Consider the following 25,813-nt stretch of genomic DNA (forward strand, 5'->3'; position numbering starts at 1 on the left):
GTCTCCGTCTTCTTTCTCGTTGTGTGTTGTGTGTTGTGTGTTGTGTGTTGTGTGTTGTGTTTGGCGGCTCAGTTCACGACTTCAGCGGCGCCTGCTGAAACAGCGGTCCCCTGGCCTGTTCTGGCCTGGTCCCACAGCGTTATCAGCCGCGCATAACGCTCGGCAATGTCCTTGACCACTGCCGCATCGTCCATGGCGCCGGAGAACCAGCCGTTCGCAGCATCGGCAAAGATCGAACGCCCCACCGCGAAGCCGCGGCAGACGGCGTGCGGTGCCGCGATGCGAAAGCTCTGGTCGAGTTTTTCCTCGCTGGCTTCCAGGCCCAGCATCAGCACGCCACGGCAATGCGGGTCATGCTGGTGAATGACCGCAGCGATCTTTTGCCAGGCAGCCGTGTTGGCGGCGGGCGGCAGCTTCCACCAGTCGGGGAAAATGCCGGCCTGGTAAATCTGCTCCAGCGCCAGCGGCACGGTGTCGTCATCCGTTGGCATGTCTTTGGGCGGAATGACTTCGATGAGAAATTCGTGAAAGCTGTCCACGCTGGCGCGCTGCAGGTCGGCCAGTCTGGCGAGCTGGCTTTCACGCAGGGCCGGCGTGTCCTGCGGGTGGTAATACACCAGGCACTTGGCGACGTGCTCGCCGGGCCAGGTCCGCATGGCGGCGCCCAGGCCTGCACCGGCCTCGAACTGCAGCGGGCGCGAGCCCGGCAGTTCAACCGGCCTTGCGACCCACCAGCCCTTGCCGGTCACCGTGGGAAGCACCTCTTCGCCGAAGCGGCCGTCCACGATCACGCCCACGCCACCGCGCGCACCCGCTCCGAGCCGCGCACCTTCAGCGATCAGGGATTTGAAGAGGGGAATGCGTTCGTTGCCCGCTCCATGGCGCGCTGCGATATCTTCCAGCTGCATGCGGTGGTCGAACGCGAGGATGACCAGCTCCTCCCAGCGACGCGTACGCGTGCTGACGCGGTGCAGGCGTTCAAGTTGCGCGTCTTCGCGCAGGCGCCGGGTAGGCGAGCCATGCACCAGAAAGAACTGCAGTTCTTCCCAGCTGGCCATGGCAGGGGCACACCCGTGACGTGACACCACGAGTGCGCCACAGGCATTTGCATAAGCACAGCAACGCGCGAGCGGTTCGCCCGGAATCCAGCCGCGCAGGAAACCCGACATGAAAGCGTCGCCGGCGCCGAGCACGTTGTATACGTCCACCGGAAAACCGGGGCCTTGCAATCCCTTTTCCAGCGAGTCGGGAATCGCGCCGTCGAACACGACACAACCCATGGGCCCGCGCTTGACGACCAGCGTTGCGGCCGTCAGGTCGCGCAAGCGGCGTAACGCAGCGAGCGTGTCGGTGCTGCCGCCGGCGATATGAACTTCTTCTTCGGTACCCACTATGAGGTCGCAGTGGCCGACGACGGTTTGCAAATGCGCGCTGACTTCACCGGAAGGTACAAAGCGTTGCTCGCCCATACCCGGGCTGGTCAGGCCCCACAGCACGGGGCGGTAATCGATGTCGAGCACCACGCGAGTGCCTGCGGCTTTTGCCATCGTCATCGCCCGGAGGCAGCTTTCATACGTTTGCGGCTGTGACAGGTGCGTGCCCGAAATCAGCAGCGCCTTGGCCGAAGCGATGAAGGCCGCGTCAAAGTCGTCCGGGCTGATCGCCATGTCGGCGCAGTTGTCGCGGTAGAACACCAGCGGAAAGGTGTCGCGGTCCTGAATTCCCAGGAATACCAGCGCTGTCAGTCGCTTGGCGTCGGTGGCTACATGGCTCACGTCCACGCCCTCGGCCGCCAGGGTTTCGCGGACAAAGCGGCCGTTGTGTTCGTCACCCACACGGGTCAGCATCGCGGGCTTCAGGCCCAGACGCGCGACGCCCACCGCGGCGTTGGCCGGCGAGCCGCCCAGATACTTGGTGAAGCTCTGCATGTCTTCAAGACGACCGCCGATTTGCTCACCGTACAAATCCACGGCGGCGCGGCCCACGCAGATCAGGTCCAGCGGGCGGCTCATACGGCCCCCTTGCGCGCGGGTTTCGCCGCAGCTTTGCCGCCGCCTTTGGTTTTAGCCTTCGCTGCGCCCTGCTCGGCCAGCTGATGACCCGTGCTGACCACCAGCGCCTGCGCCAGGCACAGCGGCGCGACCAGCGAGCGGAAGGGTTTCGACGAATCGTCAGCCAGTTCCAGGCAAACCCTGGCATGCGCCTTGAGCGGCGAGAGCGGGCCGTCGGTGATGGCGATCACCACCGCGCCCAGCTTGGCGGCCTCAGAAGCAGCCGCGATGACTTCAGGGGAATAGTTGCGAAAGCTCGCGGCGATCAGCACGTCGCCGGGCGCGATGGAGCGCAGGCTTTCGCGCAGCATGCCGCCCGTGCCATCGAGCAAATGGGTACGCAGTTCCAACTGGCTCAGCGCATAAGCCAGGTAGCCCGCCACCGGAAAGGCGCGGCGCTGGGCCAGCACATGGATGCGCGGTGCCGACGCCATGAGTTTGACAGCGGCCTTCAGGTCAGCCTGGGCGATGCTTTCTTCCAGATGGCCAAGCTCGGCCACCGACTCGCTCACCAGCTGGTGCAACACACCGGCCGGCGCGCGCTCGCCGTTGAGCTGCTTGCGGCGCATCTGGTCAATGCGTTCGCGATAGCTGTCGGAACGCTCCAGCAGGTGGCCGCGAAACACCTGCTGCATTTCGGAAAAACCGCCAAAGCCCAACGCATTGGCAAAGCGGATCATGGCCGAAGGCTGCACCTCGGTCGCTTCGGCCACCGTCGCCACGGTGCCCAGTGCCAGGTCGTTGGGTTGCTCAAGGGCGAAGCGCGCGATGCGCTGCAGCTGCTTGGACATGTCCGGATAAGCCCGGCCAATCAGCGCCTTGAGTTCTTCGTAAGTCGTTGCAGAGTCCATATGTCGTTTGCCGCCTCGGGGAAGGCGATGAGCCGGTTGGCTGCATCGCGTCAATTTAGAATAAATGTTCTTGCGTATTTAAATAATAGAACGTACATTCTGTTCTGTCCAGCCCTTCTTCAACTTTTCTTTCAGCATTGATTTCCAGCGCTTTATTCCTTCACCCAGAACCATCGAAGAGACAAGGTCCCCATGCAACTCGCTTCCGGTCGCGCGCCGCTCATTCCTTTACCCATGCTCATCACCCTGTTGGTGCTACTGTCCACCCCGCTATGGGTGGGCCACGTCGGGCTCTACCAGTACCTGGCGCTGGAAATCATGATCTGGGTGTTGTTTGCGATGGGCTACAACCTGCTCCTGGGTTTCACCGGACTGCCCTCCTTCGGGCACGGCGCGTTCTTTGGCACGGGCGCCTACGCCTTCGGCCTGCTGCAACTCAAGGTCTGGCCCAACCTGTGGTTCGACCTGGCCGGCGCGGTGCTGGTCACAGCGGCGCTCGGCGCGCTGGTGGCGCTGTTCATCTCGCACAGGCGCGGCATTTATTACGCATTGCTCACCATCGCATTCGGGCAGGTGTTCTGGTTCATCGCCAACAAATGGCATACCGTCACGGGCGGTGAAGACGGGCTGCTGAACATCAAGCGCCTGCCGGCCGATTTTGGTTTTGTGTCTTTCAATCTCTCCGGCAACAACGCCCTCTTCTTCTTTTGCCTCGTGCTGTTCGGGTTGGTGCTGCTGGCGCTGTGGCGGCTGATCCATTCGCCATTGGGTCGCATCTTCAGTGCCATCAAGCAGAACGAGACCCGCGCCGCCTTTGTGGGCTACAACGTGTGGCTTTACAAGTGGCTGGCCTTCACGATCTCCACCGCGGTGGCGGGCCTGGCCGGTGCGCTGTTCGCCATGGCGCAGCAGTCGGCCTACCCCAACGTCATGAGCCTGCACAACTCGGGATTCGTCGTGATGATGGTGCTGATAGGCGGCGGCCTCGTAAGCTTTTGGGGCCCCATCATCGGCGCCACTTTCTTTATTCTGGCGCGTGACCTGTTGGGCGCCTACACCGAGACCTGGCTGCTCTGGTATGGCCTCGTCTTCATGGCGATGGTGCTGTTCAAGCCCGAAGGCATTGCCGGCGCGTGGCAGGCCTGGAAGGCACGGCCGCGGCGCACTGTGGTGGCCAAACCCGTGACAACCCCCGCCGGAGGTGCACTGTGAAGCTCTTCGAGGCCAGCGGCCTGTCCAAACGCTTTGGTGCCCAGGTGGTGCTGCAAGATATCACCCTCAGCTTCAGGGAAGGTGAGCTCAATGGCATCATGGGCCCCAACGGCGCGGGCAAAACCACCTGCTTCAATGTGCTGACCGGCCGCTACAAGCCCGACCGCGGCCGTGTGACCTTTGCCGGCGAGGACATCACCGGCCTCTCGCCGCGGGAGATTGCCCGCAAGGGCGTGTCGCGCTCCTTTCAGATCATGAACCTCTTCGACAGCTACACCGCGCTTGACAACGTGCTGGTGGCCACGCCGCACGTGCGCAGACAGGGCTTCAACCCCTGGCGCGATCTGGGCGCCGACAGCACGGCGCAACAACTGGCCGCGGCCATCCTCGAGCGCGTCGGCCTCAAGGGCAAGGAGCACGTGCTGGCCAGCAGCCTGTCTTACGGCGAGCGCCGCGCGCTGGAGATCGGTGTGGCACTCGCAGCCGAGCCACGCATGCTCTTCCTCGACGAACCCACCGCCGGCCTGGGCGCCGAAGGCACGGCGCGCCTGATGGAGCTGGTGAAAGAACTCAAGCGTCAGCTCACGATTGTGATCATCGAACACGACATGAATTTCCTTTTCAAGCTCGCCGACCAGATCTCCGTTATCCACTGGGGCCAGGTCATCAGCCAGGGCACACCTGACCAGTTGCGTGAAAACGAATGGGTGCGCCGGTCCAACCTGGGGGCGCTGGCATGAGCGCGGTCCTGAAGTCCGTCATCAAAACCGTGTCGCCGCAGGCCGACATGCTGGCGGTGAACCGCATAGACACCTACTACGGCGAAACGCAGGTGCTGTTCGACGTGTCGCTGAAAGTCGGCGCCGGCGAAGTGGTGGCACTGCTGGGCCCCAACGGCGCAGGCAAGACCACGCTGCTTCGCTCCGTGCTCGGCCTCACGCCGCCACGCAAGGGCAGCATTGCCTTCGACGCGTGCGACATCACCCGTATGCCCACGCACGAGATCGCCAAGGCCGGCATGGGCTGGGTGCCGGATGACCGCCGCATCTTCCCGACGCTGACGGTAGCGCGCAATCTGGCTATCGCCCGCAAGACCACGCGCTTTCGCCCCTGGCAGGAGAAGGAGTGTTTTGAAATCTTCAGCGCGCTCGAATACCTGATGCACCGCGAGTGCGAAAACCTCTCGGGCGGCGAAATGCAGATGGTCGCAATCTCGCGCGCGCTGCTGGGCTCGCCCGGCCTGGTGCTCTTCGACGAACCCAGCCAGGGCCTGGCGCCCAAGGTGGTGCAGGACGTGATGAAAACCATCAGCCGGCTCAAGGCCGAGGGCATTGCGGTGCTGGTGGTCGAGCAAAACGTGCAGAGCGCGCTGCAGGTGGCCGACCGCGCCTATGTGATGAACCAGGGCGTGATCGTCCACGAGGGCCCTGCGGCCGATCTGCGCAACGATGCCGCCTTGTGCCGGCAACTTTTGGGAGTCTGACCCGCATGAGCCATCCACTCCATCCACTGCTACGCGTCGAGAACGTCGCCAAGCAATACCAGCGCGGCGTCTTCCGCAAGACCACGACCTTTTCATTGACCGCCGATTTCGAAGTGCACAAGCCCTGCGTGGTCGGTGTCATGGGCCCTAACGGCTCGGGCAAGACCACGCTGTTCGAGTTGATCACCGGCAGCAACCTGCCGAGCGCGGGCCGTGTGCTGGTCAACGGCCAGGACATCCACCAGGTACGCACGCGCGAGCGGGATCGCCTCGCCATTCACTACCACCAGTCCTACCAGGTGCGGTCTTTCCAGAAAACCAAACCCGACTTCATGTTGGAACACGCACAGAACGACTCGCCGCTGGTGCATCTGTTCGACGAACCGCAGTTCAATACGCAGGACGGCTACATCGGCTTCATGCTGGACTTCTTCGCCAAACTCAGGGCCAACGGCCGCCTGGTGTTTTTATGCCTGCATCCCAACGAGCCCTACCACGTCGACATCCTGCGGCAATGCTGCGAGCGTTTCATCTTTGTACAAAAAGGTGCGGTCAGCGAAGCGCCTGACTTCGACACGCTGGCGCACGACGAGAAGGTCAGGGCCTACCTGGGGGCGCTGGCGCCGGCAGCTTGATCCACGGCGCCGCACGCGGTTCAAATCAGGCTGTGTTTTCTGGCGCGGTAAGCCAGCTTCGCCCGCGTGGTGTTGAGCCGCCGCGCCGCCGCTGAGAGATTGCCCTGGCAGGCCGAGATGGCGCGTTCCAGCATGTCGCGCTCGGTTTGCTCCAGGGACCGCTGCGAAGCGGCGGTCCCTGCCGGCACGGGATGCGCGCCGGCCGGCGCCCCGTCGAAGTTCAAGGTGCCTGAACTGCCCTGCATCCGCAAGGTCATGACCTCGGTGCTCAAGGTCTCGCCGCCGGTGAACAGGTGGTGCACGTCGATCAAGCCGTCGGCATCGGCCATGATCACGGCGCGCTCGATCAGGTTTTGCAGTTCGCGGATGTTGCCGGGGAAGTCGTAGTTCAGCAGCGTGCGCACCGAGGCCTGCGTGAAGCCGCCGGTGTTGCAACCGTGTTTGCGCCGGTAGTGGTTCAGAAAATGGTTCATCAGCAGGGGAATGTCGTCGCGCCGCTCGCGCAGCGGCGGCAGGTGGATGGGGAACACATTGAGCCGGAAGAACAGGTCTTCGCGGAATCGGCCTTCACGCACGGCCTGGCGCAAGTCTTCATTGGTGGCGGCCACCACGCGCACGTCGACCGCGATGCCGCGCGTGCCGCCCACGCGTTCGACCTCGCCCTCCTGCAGGGCGCGCAGCAGCTTGCCCTGGGCCACAAAACTCAGCATGCCGATTTCGTCCAGGAACAGGGTGCCGCCGCTGGCCCGCTCAAAGCGGCCTGGCCGCGAATGGCTGGCCCCGGTGTAGGCGCCGCGCTCCACCCCGAACAGCTCGGACTCGATCAGGGTTTCCGGGATGGCCGCGCAGTTCACCGCGATAAACGGCAGCTCTTTGCGCGGGCTGATCCTGTGCAACATGCTGGCAAACTTTTCTTTGCCCACGCCCGACTCGCCCGTGAACAGCACGGTGGCTGTCGTGCGCGCCACCCGGCTCAATTGATGGCAGGCCGCGTTAAAGGCCGATGAGGCCCCCACCATCGCGTCGCCGGCCGGCACGTCGCCGGTCGCCAGGTCGGCCGGGCCCGCTTCGCTGCGCGCATAGGCCGCGGTGTCGACAAACTCCCTGGCGTTCAGGTAGCGCATGTCTTCTTCGATGTTGTCCCACTTGTCGGCGGACTTGCCGACCACGCGGCATTGCGCCTGGCCCATGGACCGGCACATGGTTTCCCGGAAAACGATGAGGCGGCCGAACAGCGTGCTGACATAGCCCGTGGCGTAACCCACCTGCATCCAGCAGGCCGGGGAGCCGCCTATGCCGTAGGCGGCGATGTGTTCATCGTCTTCGCTGGAGTTGTGCCAGATGAATTCGCCTTCATAGCCGCTGGTGTCCGGGTCGTAGGTCACGCTGACCAGTTCGACCTTCACCACGCCCTCCAGCGCGTGCAGGCGCGTGCCGGCCATGGCTGCAGCCGGCGGGTCGGCGTCGGGCCAGTGCTTGCGCACCAGCTGGGCATCGCGGGCGCCGCTGACATAACCGGCGCGGGTGAACAGGCCGCGGGCTTTTTCGATGCCCAGGCTGTCAATCATTTCGCGGCGCATGGAGCCCAGCGCCTCGGTGTGCAGCAGCACCATGCGCTGGTCCTGCAGCCAGATGCGCCCGTCGCCCGGCGAGAAGAACAGGCATTCGCTGATGTCAGCGATCGTCGGGTGCGTGTCACCGCCGATGTGCGTGCTGGCAAACCCGCCCATGGCTTTGGCCACCGACGCGCTGTCGAAGCTGCCCAGCGCGACACCGGTGGCCCGGGCCACCTCGGCCAGGGAAATGCGATCGGATACGCGCATGGCTTGCTCCTCAATTTGATCAATTGGTGAAATTTGATTCAACTTTATAACCATTTGATCAGAAAAGTATGGGTGATTTCCATGTGCTGCACCGCAGCAAACATACCTAGGGTATGTCCCGGGTTTCCCAGTGAAAAAACTTTGGGTGCAGCGCAGCAAGCGGACTCTTTCGCGCGGCGCTGGTACATGCATTGCGATACAGGAGCACGACGCGCCGATGTGGCGAGCTGATCAAACAACCGTAAGGACAAAAGCAAATGGGTGTATCCGACGCGATGGCATTTCTGGATTTTTCCGCGCTGACGCAAGCGCCGCTAGGCGGCGGGAAGCGCGACGTGGTCGAGCCGGCGACCGGGAAAGTGATGTGCACGGTGGGCATCGCCAATGCGGCGGACGTGGCCGCGGCCACGCGGGCGGCGGCCAACGTGCAAAAGCCCTGGGCCGCCCTGCCCCCGCGCGAGAGGGCCGACGTCTTCCGCCGCGCCGGCGCGCTGTTCCAGCAGCACTTTGATGAACTCGCTCTGTATGCCACGCGTGAGACGGGCGGCATCCTGCCCAAGGGGCAGCATGAGATTCGCGAAGCCATCACCATCTGCCACCTGGCCGCCGCCATGCCGCTGCAGCCCCAGGGCCATGTGCTGCCCAGCGTACCGGGGCGCACCAGCATCGCCCGCCGCGTGCCGCACGGCGTGGTGGGTGTCATCTCGCCCTTCAACTTTCCGCTGATCCTGACGCTGCGCGCGGTGGCCCCGGCGCTGGCCGCGGGCAACGCCGTGGTGATCAAGCCCGACACCCGCACGCCGGTGACCGGCGGCCTGATGATCGCGCGCATTTTTGCGGAGGCCGGCCTGCCCAGGGATTTGCTGCATGTGCTGCCCGGCGACGCCGAAGCCGGCGAAGCTTTGGTCACCGACCCGCTGGTGCCCATGATCGCCTTCACCGGCTCGCCCGCGGTGGGCCGGCGCATCGGCGAGCTCGCGGGCAAGCACCTGAAGAAAGTGTCGCTGGAACTCGGCGGCGCGAACTCGCTGATCATCCTGGACGACGCCGACCTGGACATCGCCGCGAGCAACGCCGCCTGGGCCGCCTACCTGCACCAGGGCCAGATCTGTATGGCCGCCAACCGCATCCTCGTTCACCAGAGCATCGCGGCCCCGCTGCTGCAGCGCCTGGTCGCCAAGGCCACGCACCTGCCGGTCGGCGACGGCGCCACAGGCCAGGTTGCGCTCGGGCCGCTGATCGATGCGCGCCAGCGCGATCGCGTGCATGCCATCGTGCAGGACAGCATCAAGGCCGGCGCGAAGCTGGAAGCCGGCGGAAGCTACGACGGCCTGTTCTACAAGCCGACGGTGCTGTCCGGCGTCAAGCCCGGCATGCGCGTGTTCGATGAAGAGACCTTCGGCCCGGTGGCCAACATCGTCACTTTCGGCAGTGACGAGGAAGCGGTCGCGCTGGCCAACAACAACAGCGGCAGCCTGGCCTGCGCCGTCATCTCCCGCTCCGTGGGCCGCGCCATGGCCGTGGGGCAGCAGCTCAAGGCCGGCATGGTTCACATCAACGACCAGACCGTCAACGACGACTGCGTCAACCCTTTCGGCGGCCCCGGCATCGCGGGCAACGGCACCAGCGTGGGCGGCCCGTCCGACTGGGAGGAATACACGCAGTGGCAGTGGATGACCGTCAAGGACACCGCGCCCATGTTCCCGTTCTAACGGAACGCTTCGACTTTTCGGCTTTTTCGATTTTTTTGGCTCACCACATCAAGGAGACCTTCATGAATCCGCATACCCGGGAGGCTTTATGAGCCTGCAAGGCAAAACCATTGTCATCACCGGCACCTCGTCCGGCATCGGCGCCGAGGTGGCCAGGCTGGCGCGCTTCCAGGGCGCCACGGTCATCGGCATGGACCGCAACGATCCCAGCCTGACGCTGGGCGGCTTCATCAAGGCCGACCTCGGCACCGCCGCGGCCATCGATGCCGCCGTGGCCCAGTTGCCGGCGCAGGTTGACGCGCTGTGCAACATCGCCGGCGTACCCGGCACGGCTGACGGCGAGCTGGTGGCCCGCGTGAACTACCTGGGCCTGCGGCATCTGACGGAAAAGGTGCTGGCGCGCATGCCGCGCGGCGGCAGCATCGTCAACGTGGCGTCCATCCTGGGCGCCGAATGGCCGCAGCGGCTGGCCCTGCACAAGGAGCTGGCGGCAGCCAAAGGATTTGAAGCCGGCGCCGCATGGCTGCGCGGCCACCCGGTGCCGCAGGCGACCTGCTACCAGTACTTCAAGGAAGCCCTGATCGTCTGGAACGCCACGCAGTCGCAGGAGTGGTTCCTGGGCAAAGGCGTGCGCATGAACTGCGTGGCGCCCGGCCCGGTGTTCACACCCATCCTGGGCGACTTCGTGGCAATGCTGGGCCAGGAGCGCGTTCAAGCCGATGCGCATCGCATGCTGCGCCCTGGCTTTGCCGACGAAATCGCACCCGTCATCGCCTGGTTATGCAGCGACGCCGCGCGCTGGGTCAGCGGCGCCAACATTCCCGTTGATGGCGGCCTGGCCTCTACCTATATCTAACTACATCTAACGCTGACACGCCACGGGTGCGAGGGCACCCATCCCCCATTCACGTAACAACGACACATAACGAGGAGACATTCGATGAACAAGGTATTCACCCCCTTCAGGCCAGCCACGCTGGCCTTGGCCTGCGGCCTGGCTTGCGCACTGCCGGTCCACGCCCTGGAATTGGACAACGGCGACCCCGACACCAAAATCCGGCTGGACTTCACACCCAAGTACAGCCTGGCCTGGCGGCTGAAGGACCCGTCCGCACTGCTCACCTCGCCGGCCGCCCGCGGCGATGGCGGTGTGACCAATGAAAACGACGGCGACCTCAACTTCAAGAAGGGCCTGATCTCCAACCGCGCCGACCTGTTGACCGAATTTGACTACAGCCGCAGCAACTGGGGCCTGCGCATCAGTCACTCCGCCTGGTACGACTCGCAGTACCTTCGCGCCAATGCCAATGACGGCACGGCCGGCGTCAGCAACTTCGCCGGCCAGGCCGCCAACCAGTTCGTCCCGGCAACCCGGGAGCAGCATGGCCGTGGAGACGAATTCCTCGACGCCTTCGTCTGGGGCAAGGGATCCATCGGCAGCATGCCAGCCTCGATCCGCGTCGGCAAGCACGCGCTGCAGTATGGCGAGAGCGTGTTCTTCGGCCAGAACGGCATTGCCAACGCGCAAGGCCCGGTGGACATCGCAAAAATCGTCTCGGTGCCGAACTGGCAATTCAAGGAAGTACTGCTGCCGGTGGAGCAGATTTCCGGCACGCTGCAGGTGGCCGATGGCGTGACGCTGGGCGGCTACTACCAGCTCAAGTGGCGGCCCAGCAAGATTCCCGGGGTCGGCAGCTATTTTTCGAACCAGGACTACATAGGCGGCGGCCGTGTCTATCTCGGCGGGCCGGTGCTGCCCACCGACACCAGCCGCGACCAGAAGCCGGGCGACAGCGGCCAGTTCGGCGCCCAGTTGCGTTGGGCGCCGGCCGGCGGCAACTATGAGTTCGGCGTGTACGCGGCACGCTACAACGACAAGACCCCGGCCGTTCCGGTGTTCGACCTGATCAACGGCAATGTGCACAACGTCTACGCCAAGGGCATCAAGACTTTTGGTGCCAGCGTCACTTCGTCGATAGGACAGCTCAACTGGGCGTTGGAGGGCTCGGTGCGCACCGACGCGCCATTGGCCAGCGATCCCGCCGTGCTGGGCGGCGCACCCTTCATGCCACCAGTCAACTGCGACGGCTCGCCCTCCAACCCGTGCTATGCAACCGGCAAGACGGCGCACCTGAATCTGTCGGGCATTTACGTACTCAACAAGTCCAGCCTGTGGGACGGCGGCGCCCTGGTGGCCGAACTGGCCTGGAACCGGCTCATGAGCGTGACAAAAAACCCCAGCGCCGTTGGCTTTGGCGGGCTGGACCCGAACGCAACGCGGAACGCCGCGGCGTTCCGCATGATCTTTGAGCCGCAGTACTTCCAGGTGCTGCCGGGCCTGGACCTGTCCATCCCGCTGGGCCTGGGCTACAACTTCGGCGGCCGTTCCGCAGCCGTTATCAACTTTGCTGGCGGGGCCAGCCAAGCGGGCGACGTGAGCATAGGCATCAAGGGCAAATACCAGAACGTCTGGAACTTCGCCCTGAACTACACCGCCTTCTTCGGCAAGGAAAACACCCTGACCGTCACGGACCCCAGAACCCCCACCCGCATGCTGTCTTATGGGCAAACACTGAAAGACCGCAACTACGTTTCCTTCACCGCTTCCCGCACTTTCTGAAAAACATTACAGAGACAACCATCATGATGCAGACCGCAAAACTTTCATTGCTCGTGGCCGCCCTGCTGGCCGGCGCCATGTCCGCCCAGGCCGCTGTCACCGCCGAAGAGGCCGCCAAACTCAAATCCTCGCTGACGCCCATGGGCGCCGAGAAAGCCGGCAACAAGGAAGGCACCATTCCGCCGTGGGAAGGGGGCCTCGCCAAGGCCACCCCGGGCTACAAGAACGGCGACGCGCGGCCCGACCTCTACCCCAACGAAAAACCCATCCTGTCGATCAACGCCAAAAACATGGCGCAGCACGCCGACAAGCTGACCGACGGCGTGCAGGCCCTGATGAAGAAGTACCCCGACTTCCGCGTCGACGTGTACCCCACGCACCGCACCGCGGCGGCGCCGCAGTCGGTGTACGACAACACCTTCAGGAACGCCACCCGGGCCAAGACCATTGAAGGTGGCTACGGCATGGAAGGCGCTTTTGGCGGCACACCATTTCCGATTCCCAAAGACGGCTATGAAGCCATGTGGAACCAGCGCACAGCCTGGCGCGGCGGCAACTTTTCCATGCCGATGCGCGTGTGGGTGGTGACGTCCGATGGCAAGCGCACCATGGCCTCCGGCGGCACGCAAACCATACGCCAGGCCTTCTACGACAAGGACGGCACCGCCGAGAAGTTCGACGGCTATTACCAGTACGGCAAGCTGGTGGTCAACGCGCCGGGCTCCAAGGCGGGCGAAGCCATTCTCGCGCTCGACGGTGTTTCGGATGCCGCGCCGCGCGGCCTGTGGCAGTACCTGGTGGGCCAGCGCCGCGTGCGCAAAGCGCCTTCCGTGGCCTACGACACACCCGACTCGGTGACCTCCGGCATCGGTCTGTTCGACGAGGCCTTCACGCTGTTTGGCCCGATCGACAAGCACGAATTCAAGCTGGTGGGCAAGAAGGAAATCTACATTCCCTATAACAACAACCGCGCCGCCTCGGCCAAGATCGAAGACCTGGTGACGCCCAACACGCTGAACCCTGCGCAGGTACGCTGGGAGCTGCACCGGGTATGGGAAGTGGAAGCCACACTGGCTGCCGGCAAGCGCCACGTGGTGCCCAAGCGCAAGTACTACATCGACGAAGACTCCTGGCAGATCGCGCTGTTCGACGGCTGGGACGCCAAAGGCCAGCTCTGGCGCACCAACTACGCACTGATGCTGACGGCACCGGACATTCCGGCCGTGACCAACGTCGTGCTGTGGGGCGGCTATGACATGCAGACCGGCGCCTATTACCTGAACATGGCTTCCAACGAGCTGCCCAAGCAGTACGAAGTGCAGCCGCCGATTCCGCGCTCCTTCTTCAGCGCTGAATCGCTCGCCAGCGAAGGCGCTCGCTGATGACCGGAAGTGCCCAGCCTCGCGCTGCGCGGCGGGCAGCCCTGATGGGGCTGCTCGGCTGGGTGGCCTCCGCTGCACTCCCCGCGTGGGCTGCCAACGGGCCCGCCGTGTTGTCACAGCCGGCGCTGGTCACGCCCAAGGCGTCAGGCGCGGCCACATTGGCCGTGACACGGGCCGGCACCCGGCTCGTGGCGGTGGGAGAGCGCGGCACGGTGTTGCTGTCGGATGACCATGGCGCCACCTGGCGACAGGCGCAGGTGCCTGTGCAAGCCACCTTGACGGCCGTGTGTTTCGCCGATGAACGCACCGGCTGGGCCGCAGGACACCTGGGCGTGATTTTGCGCAGCGTCGACGGCGGGGCCACCTGGGAAAAGCAGCTCGATGGCATCCAGGCGGCCGAGCTGGTGAAGCAGGCTGCGCAGCGCAGTGGCGACAGCCAGGCCATGGCGCAGGCAGAGCATCTGGTTGAAGAAGGTGCAGACAAACCATTTTTTGACCTGGAATTTGTGGATGCCCGGCGCGGCTTTGCCGTCGGTGCTTACAACCTGATTTTTGCTACCGAAGACGGCGGCAAGACATGGACCGCGTGGGGGCCGCGGCTGCCCAACCCGAAAGCCCTGCATCTGTACGGCGTGCGCGCCCACGGCCGCACGCTGGTGATCGCCGGTGAGCAGGGCTTGCTGCTGCGCTCAAGTGACGGCGGGGCCAGCTTTACCGCGTTGCAGTCACCGTACAAGGGCAGCTTTTTCGGCCTGCTGCGCACCGGAGGCGGCGCGCTGGTGGCCTACGGCCTGCGCGGCTCAGCCTATCGCTCGACAGACGAGGGCGTGCACTGGGACAAGCTCGACACCGGCGTGCCCATGGCGGTGGGAGCCGGCATGGCTTTGCCGGACGGCGGTTTTGTGCTGATGAGCCAGGCGGGCGACGCCCTGATGGGCACCGCAGGCGGGCCCGGCCTGCGGCGCATCCCGGCACGCGAGCCGGTTCCGGTTTCCGGCGTTGCCCTGGCGGCCGACGGCAGCCTGGTGCTGGCAAGCCTGCGTGGCATGCGGCACTTGCCCGCACTGCCGGCTAACTGAAAACAACGAAGAGACATACGCCGCCAACAGCGAAACTTTATGCACGCCGATTCCTCCTCCTCCGCTTCCTCTTCAGATACCCAGCCCGTCGTCGCGCGGCTTGAAGACTTTGACACGCGTTCGGGCACGCTGCTTGAGCGCGCTTTTTTCAATCACCGGCCCTGGGTCATGGCGGTGTGCCTGCTGCTGACCCTCGTGCTGGGCTGGCAGGCCACCAAGCTGCAGCTCAACGCCAGTTTTGAAAAAACCATTCCGACGGGCCACCCCTACATCGTCAACTACCTGGCCCACAAGGCCGATCTCGGCGGCCAGGCCAATGCGCTGCGGCTGGTGGTGGAGGCCCGGCAGGGCACGATCTTCGACAAGGCCTACCTCGATGCGCTGCAGAAGATCAACGACGAAATCTTCCTGCTGCCCGGCGTGGACCGGCCTTTCATGAAGTCGCTGTGGACATCCAACACCCGCTGGGTGGCCGTGACCGAAGAAGGCCTGGACGGCGGGCCGGTGATCCCCGATGCCTACGACGGCTCGCCTGCCAGCCTGGCCGGGCTGCGCGCCAACGTCGAGCGCTCGGGGGAAATCGGCCAGCTGGTGGCGGGCGACTTCAAGTCCAGCATCGTGTTTGTTCCCTTGCTGGACCGCAACCCGGACACCGGCAAGGCACTGGACTATGGCGATTTGTCACGCCAGATCGAAGTCCTGCGCGCCAAGCACGGCAGCGATGCGCTGCAGATCCGCGTCACCGGTTTCGCCAAGGTGGCTGGTGACCTGATCGAGGGCCTGCATCAGGTGTTGCTATTCTTCCTGCTGGCACTTACCATCACCACCGCGGTTCTTTTTGCCTACACCCGCTGCGCCCGCAGCACCGCGCTGGTGGTGGCGTGTTCGGTGGTGGCGGTAGTCTGGCAGTTCGGCTTGCTGGCATTGCTGGGCTATGAGCTTGACCCCTATTCGGTTCTGGTGCCCTTCCTGGTGTTTGCCATCGGCATGAGCCACGGCGCACAAAAGATGAATGGCATCATGCAGGACATAGGCCGCGGCACGCACCGTGTGGTGGCGGCCCGCTATACCTTCCGGCGCCTGTTCGTCGCAGGCCTGACCGCCCTGCTCTGCGATGCTGTGGGCTTCGCGGTGCTGGTCATCATCCAGATCAAGGTCATCCAGGACCTGGCCCTGATTGCCAGCATCGGCGTGGCGGTTCTGATCTTCACCAACCTCGTGCTGCTGCCCATCCTGTTGTCTTATGCGGGTGTGGCCCCTGCTGCGGCGGCGCGCAGCCTGCGCCAGGAAGCATCACAGGGGGCGCAACGTTCATGGCTATGGGCCTTGCTGGACCATTTCACGCAAAAGCGCTGGGCCACGGCAGCAGTGGTCGTTGCGGCGCTCATGGCCGCAGGCGGCTATGCCATCAGCCTGCACTTGAAAATCGGCGACCTCGACCCCGGCGCGTCCGAGCTGCGGCCCGGCTCGCGCTACAACCAGGACAACGCCTACCAGATCGCCCACTACGCGGCCAGCGCCGACATCCTGACTGTGATGGTGACCACACCCGCGGATAAATGCACGGCCTACGGCACGCTGGCCAAGGTGGACGCCCTGGCCTGGCAGCTTGAACAATTGCCCGGGGTGGAGTCCACCAACTCGATGGCCGCGCTGTCCAAGCTGGCCATGGTGGGCTACAACGAAGGCAACTTCAAGTGGTTTGAGCTGCTCCCCAATGAAGGCGCCCTGGGCGGGGTGCAGACGCGCGCGCCGCGCGAACTCTTTAACCAGAGCTGCTCATTCCTCGCGCTGTACGTCTACCTGAAGGACCACAAGGCCGAAACCCTGGCGCGCGTGGTGGCCGATGTGGACCGCTTCGCTGCGATCAACAACACGCAGGACGTCACCTTCAAGCTGGCCGCGGGCAGCGCCGGCATTGATGCGGCGACCAATATCGTGGTGGGCAAGGCCATGCGCGAGATGCTGCTGTGGGTGTATGCAGCGGTGGTGATTTTGTGCTGGATCACTTTCCGCTCCTGGCGTGCCGTGGTGGTGGCCGTGCTGCCGCTGGTGCTGACCTCGATTTTGTGCGAGGCACTGATGGTGGGCCTGGGCATGGGGGTGAAGGTCGCCACGCTGCCGGTGATTGCGCTGGGCGTAGGCATCGGCGTGGACTATGCCCTCTATGTGCTCAGCATCACGCTGGCCCGCATGCGTGAAGGCGCCAGCCTGTCCGAGGCCTACCACCACGCGCTGCAGTTCACCGGCCGCGTGGTCCTGCTCACCGGCATCACGCTGGCGCTGGCCGTCGGCACCTGGGCTTTTTCACCGATCAAGTTCCAGGCCGACATGGGCATTTTGCTGGCCTTCATGTTTGTCTGGAACATGGTGGGGGCGCTGGTCCTGCTGCCCGCGCTGGGCTACTTCCTGCTGCGGCCGGCGGTGGCCCTGCCCATGCCGGTCAATGCACGAGTGCCGGTATGAGCCGGCGTAGCGACACACTGACCCGCCGCACGCGCAGGCTTCTTGGCACGGCGATGCTGCTGGGCGCGGCCGCGGCAAGCCATGCCGCGCCCGACACCCTGGTCGTCGGCCAGTCTCTGCCGCTCACCGGTGCGGGCTTTCCGGTCGCCAACCGCGTGCTGGCCGGCGCCCGCGCGCATGTGGAGCGCGTCAACGCGTCGGGCGGAATTGCCGGGCGACGCGTTGAACTGGTGACGCTGGATGACGGCGGTGACCCACGGCGTGTGGCGGCCAACCTGCGCATCCTGGTGGGCCAGCACAAGGCGGTGCTGATTGCCAATTGCCTCGGTGAACGGGCCTGCCTTGAGGCTGCCCAGGCCACGCGCGAACTTCGCGTGCCGCTGGTCGGCCCGATGTCGGGCGCGTCGGCTTTGCGTTCCCCCGATGTCCGCCATGTTTTCAGCCTGCGACCGGATGATGCGCGCGAGGCCGATGCACTGGTGCGCCAGCTGGCATCCATCGGCGTCACCCGGGTGGCGGTGCTGGCCGACGGTTCCGAACCGGCGCGCACCGAGGCGCTGGTGGCAGCCTTGCAACGCGACGGCCGGCAGGTCACACGCATCACCGCCGACGCGCGGCTGGCGTCCATCGAAGCGGCATTCCGCGACGTGGCCAAGGCCGCGCCGCAGGCCCTGGTCCTCAACCTGGGCAACGAGGCGCTGGATGCGCTGGGGCGGCTTCCGGCCTCAGCCTATGACAGCGTGCCGTCCACCGTCGCCACTTTGTCGACGGCGGGGCTGACGCAGCTGACACGGCTGTTCCGCAACCGGCTGGTGGGCTACACCAGCGTGGTGCCGAATCCCGAGGTGGCCCGCCTGCCCATCGTGCGCGAGCTCGAGCGCGATGCAGACGATTTCATCGGCCCCGAAGCTATGACCTTCGAAGGCCTGGAGTCCTACCTGAATCTGCGTGTCTGCACGGAGGCACTGCGCCGCGCCGGGCCCCGCGCCGACGGGCTGCGCCTCGGCGAGGCGATTGAAAGCCTTGGAGCACTGGACCTGGGCGGCTTCAGGCTCTCGTTCGGCCGGGAGCGGCACCACGCCTCGGACCATGTCGAGATCGGCATGCGCGCCCGCGACGGCAAATTGTTGCGATGAACACGTTACCCACCCATGAGGAGACTCTCGAATGAATGCTGTTGTGAAGCCGGTGCTGGAGACGGCCGATATGGACCCTGGCCTGGCCGGCTTTCTGGCCCAGGCCGCCGCGCAAGGCAATCCGCCGCTGGAAAGCCTGCCACCTGCCATCGCACGGCAGGTTTACCGCGAGCTGGCCGACACATTGGGTTTGCCGGCCCCGGCCATCGGGAAAGTGGATGACACCAGCTTTCCCGGTCCGGGCGGCCCCGTGCGCCTGCGCGTGTACAGCCCCGACACCATCGGCCCCTGGCCTGTGCTGCTGTATGCGCATGGCGGTGGTTTTGTAATCGGCGACCTGGAGACCCATGACAAGGTCTGCCGCACGCTGTGCCACCACACCGGCATGCTGGTCGTGGCGGTGGATTACCGGCTGGCGCCGGAGCACCCCTTCCCCGCCGCACCTGACGACGTCGAGGCCGCCTTGCGCTGGGTACTGGCAAATGCCTCTGCGTTGGGCGGCGACGCAAACCGTATCGCGGTGGCCGGCGACAGCGCCGGCGCACAGCTGGCACTGGTGGCATCACGGCGCGTGAACGCAAAAGCCGTTCGCGCGCTCGGCCTGATCTATCCGGTGGCACAACACCCCAGCCAGCCCAGTGCCTCCTACCCGGAGAACGAAGGCAAATTTCTCAGCATGGGCGTGATGCAGTGGTTTATGGCCAGCTATCTCGGCAAGCAGGCCGGTGCGGACAAGCATCCTGACTTTGCCTTGCTGGACTCAGGGGGCCTGGCGAACCTTCCCGCCACCTGGGTGGCCACCATGGGCCACGACCCGTTGCGTGACGAAGGCCATGCCCTCGCACTGCGCGTGGCCTCGACCGGGGTGGAGGTGGCGCACCGGCACTACCCGGAGGCGATTCATGCCTGTATCCATTTCACTGCCGTATCGCCTGTCGGTTTGCGGGTCATGACGGACCTGGCGCAGTGGTTGCGCGCGCGGGTGTGAACCGCCTGCTCAATCCCGCCGATCACCTGCGGCACGCTTTTGCGCGAAAGCCACGTACCAGTCCAGGCAACCGGGGTTGGCCATCGCGTCGCGGTTCACCACCTTCTCCAGCGGCTGGCCCAGCAGCAGTTTCTTGATCGGCAATTCCTGCTTCTTGCCCGAGAGCGTGCGCGGAATTTCCGGCACGGCGAAGATGTCGTTGGGCACAAAGCGCGGCGACAGCGCGGTCTTGACGGCCTGGTTGAGTTTGGCTTTCATCGCGTCATCCAGCTCGTGGCCGGGACGCAGTACAACGAAGAGCGGCATGTAACTTTCACGGCCCAGGTATTCAAGGTCGACCACCATGGAGTCCAGCACTTCGGGCAGCGCCTCAATCGCGCTGTAAAGCTCGCTGGTGCCCATGCGCAGGCCGTGGCGGTTGATAGTGGCATCGCTGCGGCCATAGATGATGCAGCTGCCCGAGGGCGTAACCTTGAGCCAGTCGCCATGCCGCCACACGCCGGGGTAGGTGTCGAAGTAGCTCGCGAGGTAGCGTTGGTTGTCCTTGTCGCCAACGAAGTAAAGCGGCATGGACGGCAGCGGCTGCGTGCAGACCAGCTCACCGACTTCATCGACAACGGACTCGCCCTTGTCGTTCCAGGCCTCGACCGCGCAGCCGAGGATGCGGCATTGCATTTCGCCGGGAACCACGGGCAGTTCGCGGTTGCCGCCTATAAACGCACCGGCGAAATCAGTCCCGCCGGAAATATTGCACCACCAGATCGGTGCCCCCACGCTTTTCACTTCGTGTAATACGCTGCCCCTCGAGGGGGCTGCCTGGCCTTGGGGCGGCCCGGCGGTCAGGCGTCTTCGGTTTTCCCGATCACGTAGCTTCTCGAACTGCGCGGTTCCCCATCGCTGCGTGTCCTCACTCAGCGGTGATCCCGTCGTGCCCAGCGTGCGCAGCCGGCTCAGGTCTCCGCACTGCGCGAGGTCAATGCCCGCCTTCATGCAGTTGGCAAAGAAGGCCGCGCCCGCTCCGAAGAAGGTAGCGCGGGTGTTGGCGACAAAGCGCCACAGTGTGGTCCAGTCAGGTGCGTCCTTGTTCGTGCCCGCCGGGTTGCCGTCGTAGATGCAACAGGTCGTGCCGTTAAGCAGGCTGGCGGCCTGCACGTTCCACATGATCCAGCCGGTGGAGCTGTACCAGTGAAATCGTTCCGGATTGGCCGGGTCGGCATAACTGGGTGCCAGGTCGTTGTGCAGGCGCAGCAGCGCCAGCCCCACCAAGGCCACGCCACCATGGCCGTGGACGATGGGTTTGGGCAAGCCGGTGGTGCCGCTGGAATAGACGATCCACAATGGGTGGTCAAACGGCAGCCAGAGTGGCTCGAAGGCCGCTGTTTGTGCATCGTTTCGGGCTGTGGCGCTTTGCAGGTATGCGCAACCAGCTATCAAATCAATAGCATTTGAATTGCCGGGCAGCACCTCGTGAAGGATCACGTGCGTGACGCTGGGCAACGCCGCAACCAGCTCCGCCACCACGCTGCGGCGGTCGATGTCCTTTCCGCCGTAGTGCACGCCGTTACAGGCAATCAGCACCTTGGGCTCAATCTGGCGAAAACGGTCCAGCACAGCGGGCGTGCCCATGTCGGGCGCGCACACGCTCCACACGGCGCCTATGCTGACCGTCGCGAGGAAGGCGACCATGGTCTCGGGCGTGTTGGGCAAGTAGGCGGCCACGCGGTCGCCGGGCTGTACGCCCTGCGCCTTCAGGTGCAAGGCCAGCGACGCCGACTGCCGGCGCATCTCGGCCCAACCCAGTTCCCGCGCTGCTTCGCCGTTCGCCAGGCTGGCTTCACCGTGACTGACGATGGCAGGCACGCCCGCCGCGTCGGCCGCGGCCGTGTGGCGGAACACCTGCTGCGCGTAGTTGCCCTGCGCACCGGGAAACCACTCAGCCCCCGGCATGCTGCGCCGGCCCAGCACGGCCGTGTGCGCGGTGGGCGACTGCAGTTCGAAGTAATCCCAGATGCTTTGCCAGAAGGCGTCGAGGTCGGTGACCGACCAGCGCCACAGCGCGTCATAGTTGTCGAATGACAGGCCGCGTGTGGCCTGCAGCCAGTTTTGGTACTTGCGTATCTGGAACATGGCCGTAACCATAAACCAGGACGAGGCGGATGCGACCCGGTGGTATCCCCGCCATGGCCTATATTGGCTGACTCCGCATGAAAGAAGTGCTCATTGAATAGCGCCCCCTGGATCATCTACTGCGACGGCAGCGCCGTGCCGAACCCTGGCCGTATGGGCCTGGGTGCAGTCGTTACCGGGCCGGACGGCAGCCGGCATCCGCTGTCTATCACCGCGGAAGGCCGAGGCTGCAACAACGAAGCGGAGTTGCGTGCGCTGATGGCGGCCATGCAGTACGCCGGGCAGCAGGGTGCAACGGCGCTGCTTGTTCACTGCGACAACAGCGTGGTGGTCCAGCAGCTGGCGGGAACTGCCACGGAGCCATTCCTGCGCCTGGCTCCGCTGTTCGAAGAGGTGCGCGCCGTGCTGCACTCCTTCGCGAGCGCGCGGCTGGTGTGGATACCTCGCCACCGCAACCGGGAGGCCGATACGCTGGCCCGGGCGGCGGTGGGGCTGATGCCCAAAGGCCCGACGCCAACGATCAGGCGTCGCCGTTAGCCGCAGGTGTGAATGCTTCGTTCCCGCGCGAAGCAAAGAAGTGCCGTAGCCGCGTACAAATGTGGATGTACCCGCATCACCCCGCACACCCTGCCCAGGAGCAACGCATGGCCAAAGAGATTATTCGCGTCGAGCCCCTTTCAACCTGGCTCGAGCGGTGGAAGGCGCCCACTTCGGTCATGACGCGCCATGGCGATACGGTCTATGTCTCTGGCCTTCCGCCGTTTGATCCCGCCACGGGTGAGGTCATCAATGCAAGCCTCGAACGCCAGACCGAGCTGGTGCTGGAGCAGATGAAGCTCTGCCTGGAAACAGCGGGTTCGTCGCTGGACCAGGTGCTGAAGTGCAACATCTATTGCACATCGGTCGAGAAATTTGCAACGGTCAATGCTATTTACGCCCGCTACTTTCCCCAGGATCCACCGGCCCGGATTTTCATCTGCGTGCCGGCATGGCCAGGGCACTTTGACATCGAGATCGATTGCGTCGCCGCCTGCTAGCCCTGCGCGGAAGATCCGAAACCCGTGACGCGGTGAGGGGATTGCACTTTCGCACAATCGTGCTAATATTCGCCGCATGGACGCCAAAACCCAGAAAAGCGAAATGACCCGCGCCGCCATCATCGGCGCAGGCATTGACCTGGCTGCGGCGGAAGGTCTGGAAGCCATCACCTTGCAGGCTGTGGCCGACCGCATCAGTATTTCCAAGAGCGGCGTGTTTTCACGCATCGGCTCGCGCGAGGCTTTGCAGAAGGCCGTGATCGAAGAGTTCGGCCGGCGCTTCATTGCCGACGTGTTCGTGCCCGCCATGCAGCAGCCCAAGGGCCTGCCGCGGCTGGAAGCCATCGTGCAGCGCTGGATTGTGCGCACGCGCGATGTGGAAGCCAAGTCAGGCTGTATTTACACGGCGGGCGCCTTTGAGCTGGACGACCGCGAAGGCGAGCTGCGCGACCTGCTGTTCAGCGAGGTCACCCGCTGGCGCGCCACGTTGCGGCGCACCGTGCTGCAGGCCATGGAGGCCGGTCAACTGAAGGCCGACACCGATGCGGAACAGCTGGTCATGGAAATCAGCAGCATTGCCATGGGGATGTTTCACGATGCCCGTTTTCTACGCGATGCACGCGCGGCTGAACGGGCCCAGGCAGCCTGGGAGCGCCTGATCAAGAGCTACCAGACCGAGACAGTCACCAAAAAGTAAGAGACAAACTGGGCGGAAAGGGCAGCCATGCCATTTTCGATGTGTTGGCAAGTTTTAATTTCGCACGACTGTGCGGAGAAATGAGGAAATCATGTTGATCCTGATCATTGGCTTTGGCATTTATTTTGGCGTTCGCGCCGTGATGGCGGTGCAGGCTTCGCTGCGCACACTGCCGCGCAGCAATGAAGACTGGGTCTGGTACTGAAAACCGCGGAGACAGCAGACCATGACACGCACATCGCTCCAGGCCACCGCGGCCTTTTATAACGCCAGCCCCCTGACACGCATTTTCCGCTGGGGGCTGGGCGCTTCGCAGCAGCTCTGGCCGGCGCTGGCTGTGCGGGCGGCTTACCGCCTGTTCGGCACACCGCTGCCGCCCAAGTGGGTGAGTCGCCGCAGAAAGTGGAGCCCCGACTGGCACATTGAGCAATGGCCTTTTGAAGACGCCAGCGTGACGATGTACAGCCGCCCCGTCGCGCCTGCCGGCCCGGTGGTGCTGTTGGTGCACGGCTGGGGCGGACACGCCGGGCAGATGCTGGCGCTGGCGGAGGTCTTGAGCGCGCAAGGCTTGCGGCCCGTGATTGTTGAGATGCCGGCGCATGGCCGCAGCAGCGGCTCGGTCACCAACCTGCCGCAGTTTGCGCGCGTGCTCGAGTACGTGACCGCACGGCTGCAGCAACAGGGCCATACGCTGCGCGCGGTGGTGGCGCATTCGCTGTCGGCGAACGCCGGCGCTTATGCCGCCAGCCGCGGGCTGGCGGCCGGCCGGCTGGTGTTGCTGGCGCCGCCTGCCTCGCCGCTCGAATACACGCGGCTGTTCGCCCACGTATTCGGCCTGCGCGAATCCACGCGCGCGGCCATGCAGCGGCGCATCGAGGCGCGCGAAGGCATTTTGATGCCGCAGTTCGAGCCGGCGATGGTCGGCCCGCGCATCGCCCTGCCCACGCTGGTGGTGCATGACCGGCAGGACAGCATCAACCGCTTTGCCGACGGCGTGGCCTATAGCGAGGCGATCGCCGGCGCACGCCTGGTGGCCACCGAAGGCCTGGGCCATCGCAAAATCCTCAAGGATGATGAGGTGCTGCGCGAGGTGGCCGCCTTCCTGGCCTGAGAACCTGTTTATCTCCATACGGCACCGCTCTTGTGCGGCGCGCGCATTCCCCCTAGCATTGCCTCACTTTTATAACAAGGAGACATGATGGGAATGCTGGACTGGACAGAAAAAAGCAGCGCGGTATTGCAGCAGGGCGGCGTCATCGGGCCCGACGAGCGCCTGCCGTGGCCGCAGACCGCGGTGATGGGCGTGCAGCACGTGATCGCGATGTTCGGCGCCACGGTGCTCGCACCCATCCTCATGGGCTTTGACCCCAACATCGCCATCCTGATGAGCGGCATCGGCACGCTGATTTTCTTCGTCATCACCGGCGGAAAGGTGCCCAGCTACCTGGGTTCGAGTTTTGCCTTCATCGGTGTGGTGATTGCCGCCACGGCCTACGCCGGCAAGGGGCCGAATGCCAACCTGGGCGTGGCCCTGGGCGGCATCATTGCCTGCGGCGTGGTGTATACGCTGATCGGCTTCATCGTGCAGTCCATCGGCACCGGCTGGATAGAACGTTTCATGCCGCCCGTGGTCACCGGCGCCGTGGTGGCGGTGATCGGCCTGAACCTGGCCAGCATTCCCATCAAGAATATGGCGGCCGGCAATTTCGATTCATGGATGCAGGTGGTGACGTTTGTGAGCGTCGCCCTGGTGGCCGTGATGACACGCGGCATGGTGCAGCGGCTGCTGATCCTGGTCGGCCTGATCGTGGCGAGCGTGATTTATGCAGTGCTGACCAACGGACTGGGTCTGGGCAAGCCGATGGACCTGTCGGGCATTGCCAATGCCGCCTGGGTCGGCCTGCCGGGCTTCACAGCACCGGTGTTCAGCGCCAATGCCATGCTGCTGATTGCGCCCGTCGCCATCATCCTGGTGGCGGAAAACCTCGGCCACATCAAGGCGGTGACGGCCATGACGGGCAAGAACCTCGATGTCTACATGGGCCGCGCCTTCATCGGCGACGGCGTGGCGACCATCGTCTCGGGCAGCGCGGGCGGCACCGGCGTGACGACTTACGCCGAGAACATCGGCGTGATGGCGGCGACCAAGATCTATTCCACCGCCGTCTTCGTGGTGGCGGCGCTGATCGCCGTGGTGCTGGGCTTCAGCCCCAAGTTCGGCGCGCTGATCCAAGCGATTCCGCTGCCGGTGATGGGCGGCGTGAGCATCGTGGTGTTCGGCCTCATCGCCGTGGCCGGCGCCAAGATCTGGGTCGACAACAAGGTGGACTTTTCGGACAACCGCAATTTGATTGTTGCCGCCATCACGCTGGTGCTCGGCACCGGTGACTTCACGCTGAAGTTCGGCCAGTTCGCACTGGGTGGCATCGGCACCGCGACCTTCGGCGCCATCCTGTTGTACGCCTTGCTGAGCCGCAAACCCTGATCAACGAATCGCTATCTATTTGATAGCTG

The 25,813-nt window shown here is 64.6% G+C and carries 21 protein-coding genes; 17 read left to right on the plus strand and 4 right to left on the minus strand.

The features are described 5' to 3' along the window. Window positions 1-68: 68 nt before the first annotated feature. Window positions 69-2,012 carry a bifunctional 5-dehydro-2-deoxygluconokinase/5-dehydro-2-deoxyphosphogluconate aldolase gene (locus AC1DU8_RS20280; protein ID WP_477689697.1) on the minus strand — a complete coding sequence of 648 codons (1,944 nt, stop codon included), beginning with the start codon at window positions 2,010-2,012 and terminating at the stop codon, window positions 69-71. Continuing rightward, window positions 2,009-2,902, minus strand: coding sequence for a MurR/RpiR family transcriptional regulator (locus AC1DU8_RS20285; protein WP_477646967.1), 894 nt, complete (start codon window positions 2,900-2,902; stop codon window positions 2,009-2,011). Before AC1DU8_RS20285 ends, AC1DU8_RS20280 begins: the two co-directional genes overlap by 4 nt. A 192-nt stretch (window positions 2,903-3,094) precedes the next feature. Between AC1DU8_RS20285 and AC1DU8_RS20290 the strand changes: the two genes are divergently transcribed. From AC1DU8_RS20290 to AC1DU8_RS20305, 4 genes are read left to right on the plus strand one after another with little or no spacing between them, the layout of a single operon-like run. Next, window positions 3,095-4,114, plus strand: coding sequence for a branched-chain amino acid ABC transporter permease (locus AC1DU8_RS20290; protein ID WP_477727186.1), 1,020 nt, complete (start codon window positions 3,095-3,097; stop codon window positions 4,112-4,114). Further along, a complete protein-coding gene (locus tag AC1DU8_RS20295) occupies window positions 4,111-4,854 on the plus strand; it encodes an ABC transporter ATP-binding protein (protein WP_457281813.1) in 744 nt (247 codons plus the stop codon). The genes AC1DU8_RS20290 and AC1DU8_RS20295 overlap by 4 nt, the downstream gene beginning before the upstream one ends. Next, the gene (locus AC1DU8_RS20300; protein WP_457281814.1) at window positions 4,851-5,597 is read left to right on the plus strand and encodes an ABC transporter ATP-binding protein; all 747 of its coding nucleotides are present in this window, start codon (window positions 4,851-4,853) and stop codon (window positions 5,595-5,597) included. The genes AC1DU8_RS20295 and AC1DU8_RS20300 overlap by 4 nt, the downstream gene beginning before the upstream one ends. A gap of 5 nt (window positions 5,598-5,602) precedes the next feature. After that, window positions 5,603-6,232 carry an ATP-binding cassette domain-containing protein gene (locus AC1DU8_RS20305; protein ID WP_457281815.1) on the plus strand — a complete coding sequence of 210 codons (630 nt, stop codon included), beginning with the start codon at window positions 5,603-5,605 and terminating at the stop codon, window positions 6,230-6,232. A 20-nt stretch (window positions 6,233-6,252) separates the two neighbouring features. Here AC1DU8_RS20305 and AC1DU8_RS20310 read toward each other — a convergent pair whose 3' ends face one another. Further along, the gene (locus tag AC1DU8_RS20310; protein ID WP_477727187.1) at window positions 6,253-8,055 is read right to left on the minus strand and encodes a sigma 54-interacting transcriptional regulator; all 1,803 of its coding nucleotides are present in this window, start codon (window positions 8,053-8,055) and stop codon (window positions 6,253-6,255) included. A 257-nt stretch (window positions 8,056-8,312) separates the two neighbouring features. Between AC1DU8_RS20310 and AC1DU8_RS20315 the strand changes: the two genes are divergently transcribed. The 8 genes from AC1DU8_RS20315 to AC1DU8_RS20350 all read left to right on the plus strand — a co-directional run bounded on the left by AC1DU8_RS20315 (window position 8,313) and on the right by AC1DU8_RS20350 (window position 19,438). Beyond that, window positions 8,313-9,767, plus strand: coding sequence for a benzaldehyde dehydrogenase (locus AC1DU8_RS20315; RefSeq protein ID WP_477667006.1), 1,455 nt, complete (start codon window positions 8,313-8,315; stop codon window positions 9,765-9,767). 88 nt (window positions 9,768-9,855) lie between these two features. Further along, entirely contained in the window at window positions 9,856-10,623 is a 768-nt protein-coding gene (locus AC1DU8_RS20320; protein WP_477667007.1) for a coniferyl-alcohol dehydrogenase, read from the plus strand. 84 nt (window positions 10,624-10,707) lie between these two features. Beyond that, window positions 10,708-12,387 (plus strand): DUF1302 domain-containing protein, encoded by a 1,680-nt coding sequence (locus AC1DU8_RS20325; protein ID WP_457281819.1) that lies wholly within the window; start codon window positions 10,708-10,710, stop codon window positions 12,385-12,387. Window positions 12,388-12,410: 23 nt separating this feature from the next. Continuing rightward, entirely contained in the window at window positions 12,411-13,769 is a 1,359-nt protein-coding gene (locus AC1DU8_RS20330) for a DUF1329 domain-containing protein (RefSeq protein ID WP_457281820.1), read from the plus strand. Next, a complete protein-coding gene (locus AC1DU8_RS20335) occupies window positions 13,769-14,848 on the plus strand; it encodes a WD40/YVTN/BNR-like repeat-containing protein (protein ID WP_477727188.1) in 1,080 nt (359 codons plus the stop codon). The genes AC1DU8_RS20330 and AC1DU8_RS20335 overlap by 1 nt, the downstream gene beginning before the upstream one ends. 39 nt (window positions 14,849-14,887) lie before the next feature. Then, window positions 14,888-17,314, plus strand: a complete 2,427-nt coding sequence (locus tag AC1DU8_RS20340; protein ID WP_477727189.1) for an efflux RND transporter permease subunit — start codon at window positions 14,888-14,890, stop codon at window positions 17,312-17,314. Next, on the plus strand, window positions 17,311-18,450 hold the full coding sequence (locus AC1DU8_RS20345; protein ID WP_477727190.1) for an ABC transporter substrate-binding protein: 1,140 nt from the start codon (window positions 17,311-17,313) through the stop codon (window positions 18,448-18,450). The genes AC1DU8_RS20340 and AC1DU8_RS20345 overlap by 4 nt, the downstream gene beginning before the upstream one ends. Window positions 18,451-18,481: 31 nt before the next feature. Next, the gene (locus AC1DU8_RS20350; protein WP_477667010.1) at window positions 18,482-19,438 is read left to right on the plus strand and encodes an alpha/beta hydrolase; all 957 of its coding nucleotides are present in this window, start codon (window positions 18,482-18,484) and stop codon (window positions 19,436-19,438) included. 9 nt (window positions 19,439-19,447) lie between these two features. Here the strand turns inward: AC1DU8_RS20350 and AC1DU8_RS20355 are convergent, their stop codons facing one another. After that, complete coding sequence (locus tag AC1DU8_RS20355; protein ID WP_477727191.1) at window positions 19,448-21,565, minus strand: acetoacetate--CoA ligase; 2,118 nt, start codon at window positions 21,563-21,565, stop codon at window positions 19,448-19,450. A gap of 93 nt (window positions 21,566-21,658) precedes the next feature. On the opposite strand from AC1DU8_RS20355, the gene AC1DU8_RS20360 reads away from it, so the two are divergent. The 5 genes from AC1DU8_RS20360 to AC1DU8_RS20380 all read left to right on the plus strand — a co-directional run bounded on the left by AC1DU8_RS20360 (window position 21,659) and on the right by AC1DU8_RS20380 (window position 25,784). Further along, on the plus strand, window positions 21,659-22,102 hold the full coding sequence (locus AC1DU8_RS20360) for a ribonuclease HI family protein (RefSeq protein WP_457281826.1): 444 nt from the start codon (window positions 21,659-21,661) through the stop codon (window positions 22,100-22,102). Between the two features lie 107 nt (window positions 22,103-22,209). Further along, window positions 22,210-22,602, plus strand: a complete 393-nt coding sequence (locus AC1DU8_RS20365; RefSeq protein WP_477667011.1) for a RidA family protein — start codon at window positions 22,210-22,212, stop codon at window positions 22,600-22,602. Window positions 22,603-22,678: 76 nt separating this feature from the next. Beyond that, window positions 22,679-23,299 carry a TetR/AcrR family transcriptional regulator gene (locus AC1DU8_RS20370; protein ID WP_457281828.1) on the plus strand — a complete coding sequence of 207 codons (621 nt, stop codon included), beginning with the start codon at window positions 22,679-22,681 and terminating at the stop codon, window positions 23,297-23,299. Window positions 23,300-23,525: 226 nt separating this feature from the next. Next, complete coding sequence (locus AC1DU8_RS20375; RefSeq protein ID WP_477667012.1) at window positions 23,526-24,410, plus strand: alpha/beta hydrolase; 885 nt, start codon at window positions 23,526-23,528, stop codon at window positions 24,408-24,410. Window positions 24,411-24,497: 87 nt separating this feature from the next. Beyond that, the gene (locus AC1DU8_RS20380) at window positions 24,498-25,784 is read left to right on the plus strand and encodes a solute carrier family 23 protein (RefSeq protein ID WP_457281830.1); all 1,287 of its coding nucleotides are present in this window, start codon (window positions 24,498-24,500) and stop codon (window positions 25,782-25,784) included. The last annotated feature ends 29 nt before the right edge of the window (window positions 25,785-25,813 follow it).

The sequence above is a fragment of the Polaromonas sp. P3_A5 genome, from assembly GCF_056403055.1.

What these genes read in the sequence shown, in the direction of transcription:
- AC1DU8_RS20280 (WP_477689697.1), bottom strand. Translation starts at nt 2,012, where the DNA reads ATGAGCCGCCCGCTGGACCTGATCTGCGTGGGCCGCGCCGCCGTGGAT.
- AC1DU8_RS20285 (WP_477646967.1), bottom strand. Translation starts at nt 2,902, where the DNA reads ATGGACTCTGCAACGACTTACGAAGAACTCAAGGCGCTGATTGGCCGG.
- AC1DU8_RS20290 (WP_477727186.1), top strand. Translation starts at nt 3,095, where the DNA reads ATGCAACTCGCTTCCGGTCGCGCGCCGCTCATTCCTTTACCCATGCTC.
- AC1DU8_RS20300 (WP_457281814.1), top strand. Translation starts at nt 4,851, where the DNA reads ATGAGCGCGGTCCTGAAGTCCGTCATCAAAACCGTGTCGCCGCAGGCC.
- AC1DU8_RS20305 (WP_457281815.1), top strand. Translation starts at nt 5,603, where the DNA reads ATGAGCCATCCACTCCATCCACTGCTACGCGTCGAGAACGTCGCCAAG.
- AC1DU8_RS20310 (WP_477727187.1), bottom strand. Translation starts at nt 8,055, where the DNA reads ATGCGCGTATCCGATCGCATTTCCCTGGCCGAGGTGGCCCGGGCCACC.
- AC1DU8_RS20315 (WP_477667006.1), top strand. Translation starts at nt 8,313, where the DNA reads ATGGGTGTATCCGACGCGATGGCATTTCTGGATTTTTCCGCGCTGACG.
- AC1DU8_RS20320 (WP_477667007.1), top strand. Translation starts at nt 9,856, where the DNA reads ATGAGCCTGCAAGGCAAAACCATTGTCATCACCGGCACCTCGTCCGGC.
- AC1DU8_RS20325 (WP_457281819.1), top strand. Translation starts at nt 10,708, where the DNA reads ATGAACAAGGTATTCACCCCCTTCAGGCCAGCCACGCTGGCCTTGGCC.
- AC1DU8_RS20330 (WP_457281820.1), top strand. Translation starts at nt 12,411, where the DNA reads ATGATGCAGACCGCAAAACTTTCATTGCTCGTGGCCGCCCTGCTGGCC.
- AC1DU8_RS20335 (WP_477727188.1), top strand. Translation starts at nt 13,769, where the DNA reads ATGACCGGAAGTGCCCAGCCTCGCGCTGCGCGGCGGGCAGCCCTGATG.
- AC1DU8_RS20340 (WP_477727189.1), top strand. Translation starts at nt 14,888, where the DNA reads ATGCACGCCGATTCCTCCTCCTCCGCTTCCTCTTCAGATACCCAGCCC.
- AC1DU8_RS20345 (WP_477727190.1), top strand. Translation starts at nt 17,311, where the DNA reads ATGAGCCGGCGTAGCGACACACTGACCCGCCGCACGCGCAGGCTTCTT.
- AC1DU8_RS20350 (WP_477667010.1), top strand. Translation starts at nt 18,482, where the DNA reads ATGAATGCTGTTGTGAAGCCGGTGCTGGAGACGGCCGATATGGACCCT.
- AC1DU8_RS20355 (WP_477727191.1), bottom strand. Translation starts at nt 21,565, where the DNA reads ATGTTCCAGATACGCAAGTACCAAAACTGGCTGCAGGCCACACGCGGC.
- AC1DU8_RS20365 (WP_477667011.1), top strand. Translation starts at nt 22,210, where the DNA reads ATGGCCAAAGAGATTATTCGCGTCGAGCCCCTTTCAACCTGGCTCGAG.
- AC1DU8_RS20370 (WP_457281828.1), top strand. Translation starts at nt 22,679, where the DNA reads ATGGACGCCAAAACCCAGAAAAGCGAAATGACCCGCGCCGCCATCATC.
- AC1DU8_RS20375 (WP_477667012.1), top strand. Translation starts at nt 23,526, where the DNA reads ATGACACGCACATCGCTCCAGGCCACCGCGGCCTTTTATAACGCCAGC.
- AC1DU8_RS20380 (WP_457281830.1), top strand. Translation starts at nt 24,498, where the DNA reads ATGGGAATGCTGGACTGGACAGAAAAAAGCAGCGCGGTATTGCAGCAG.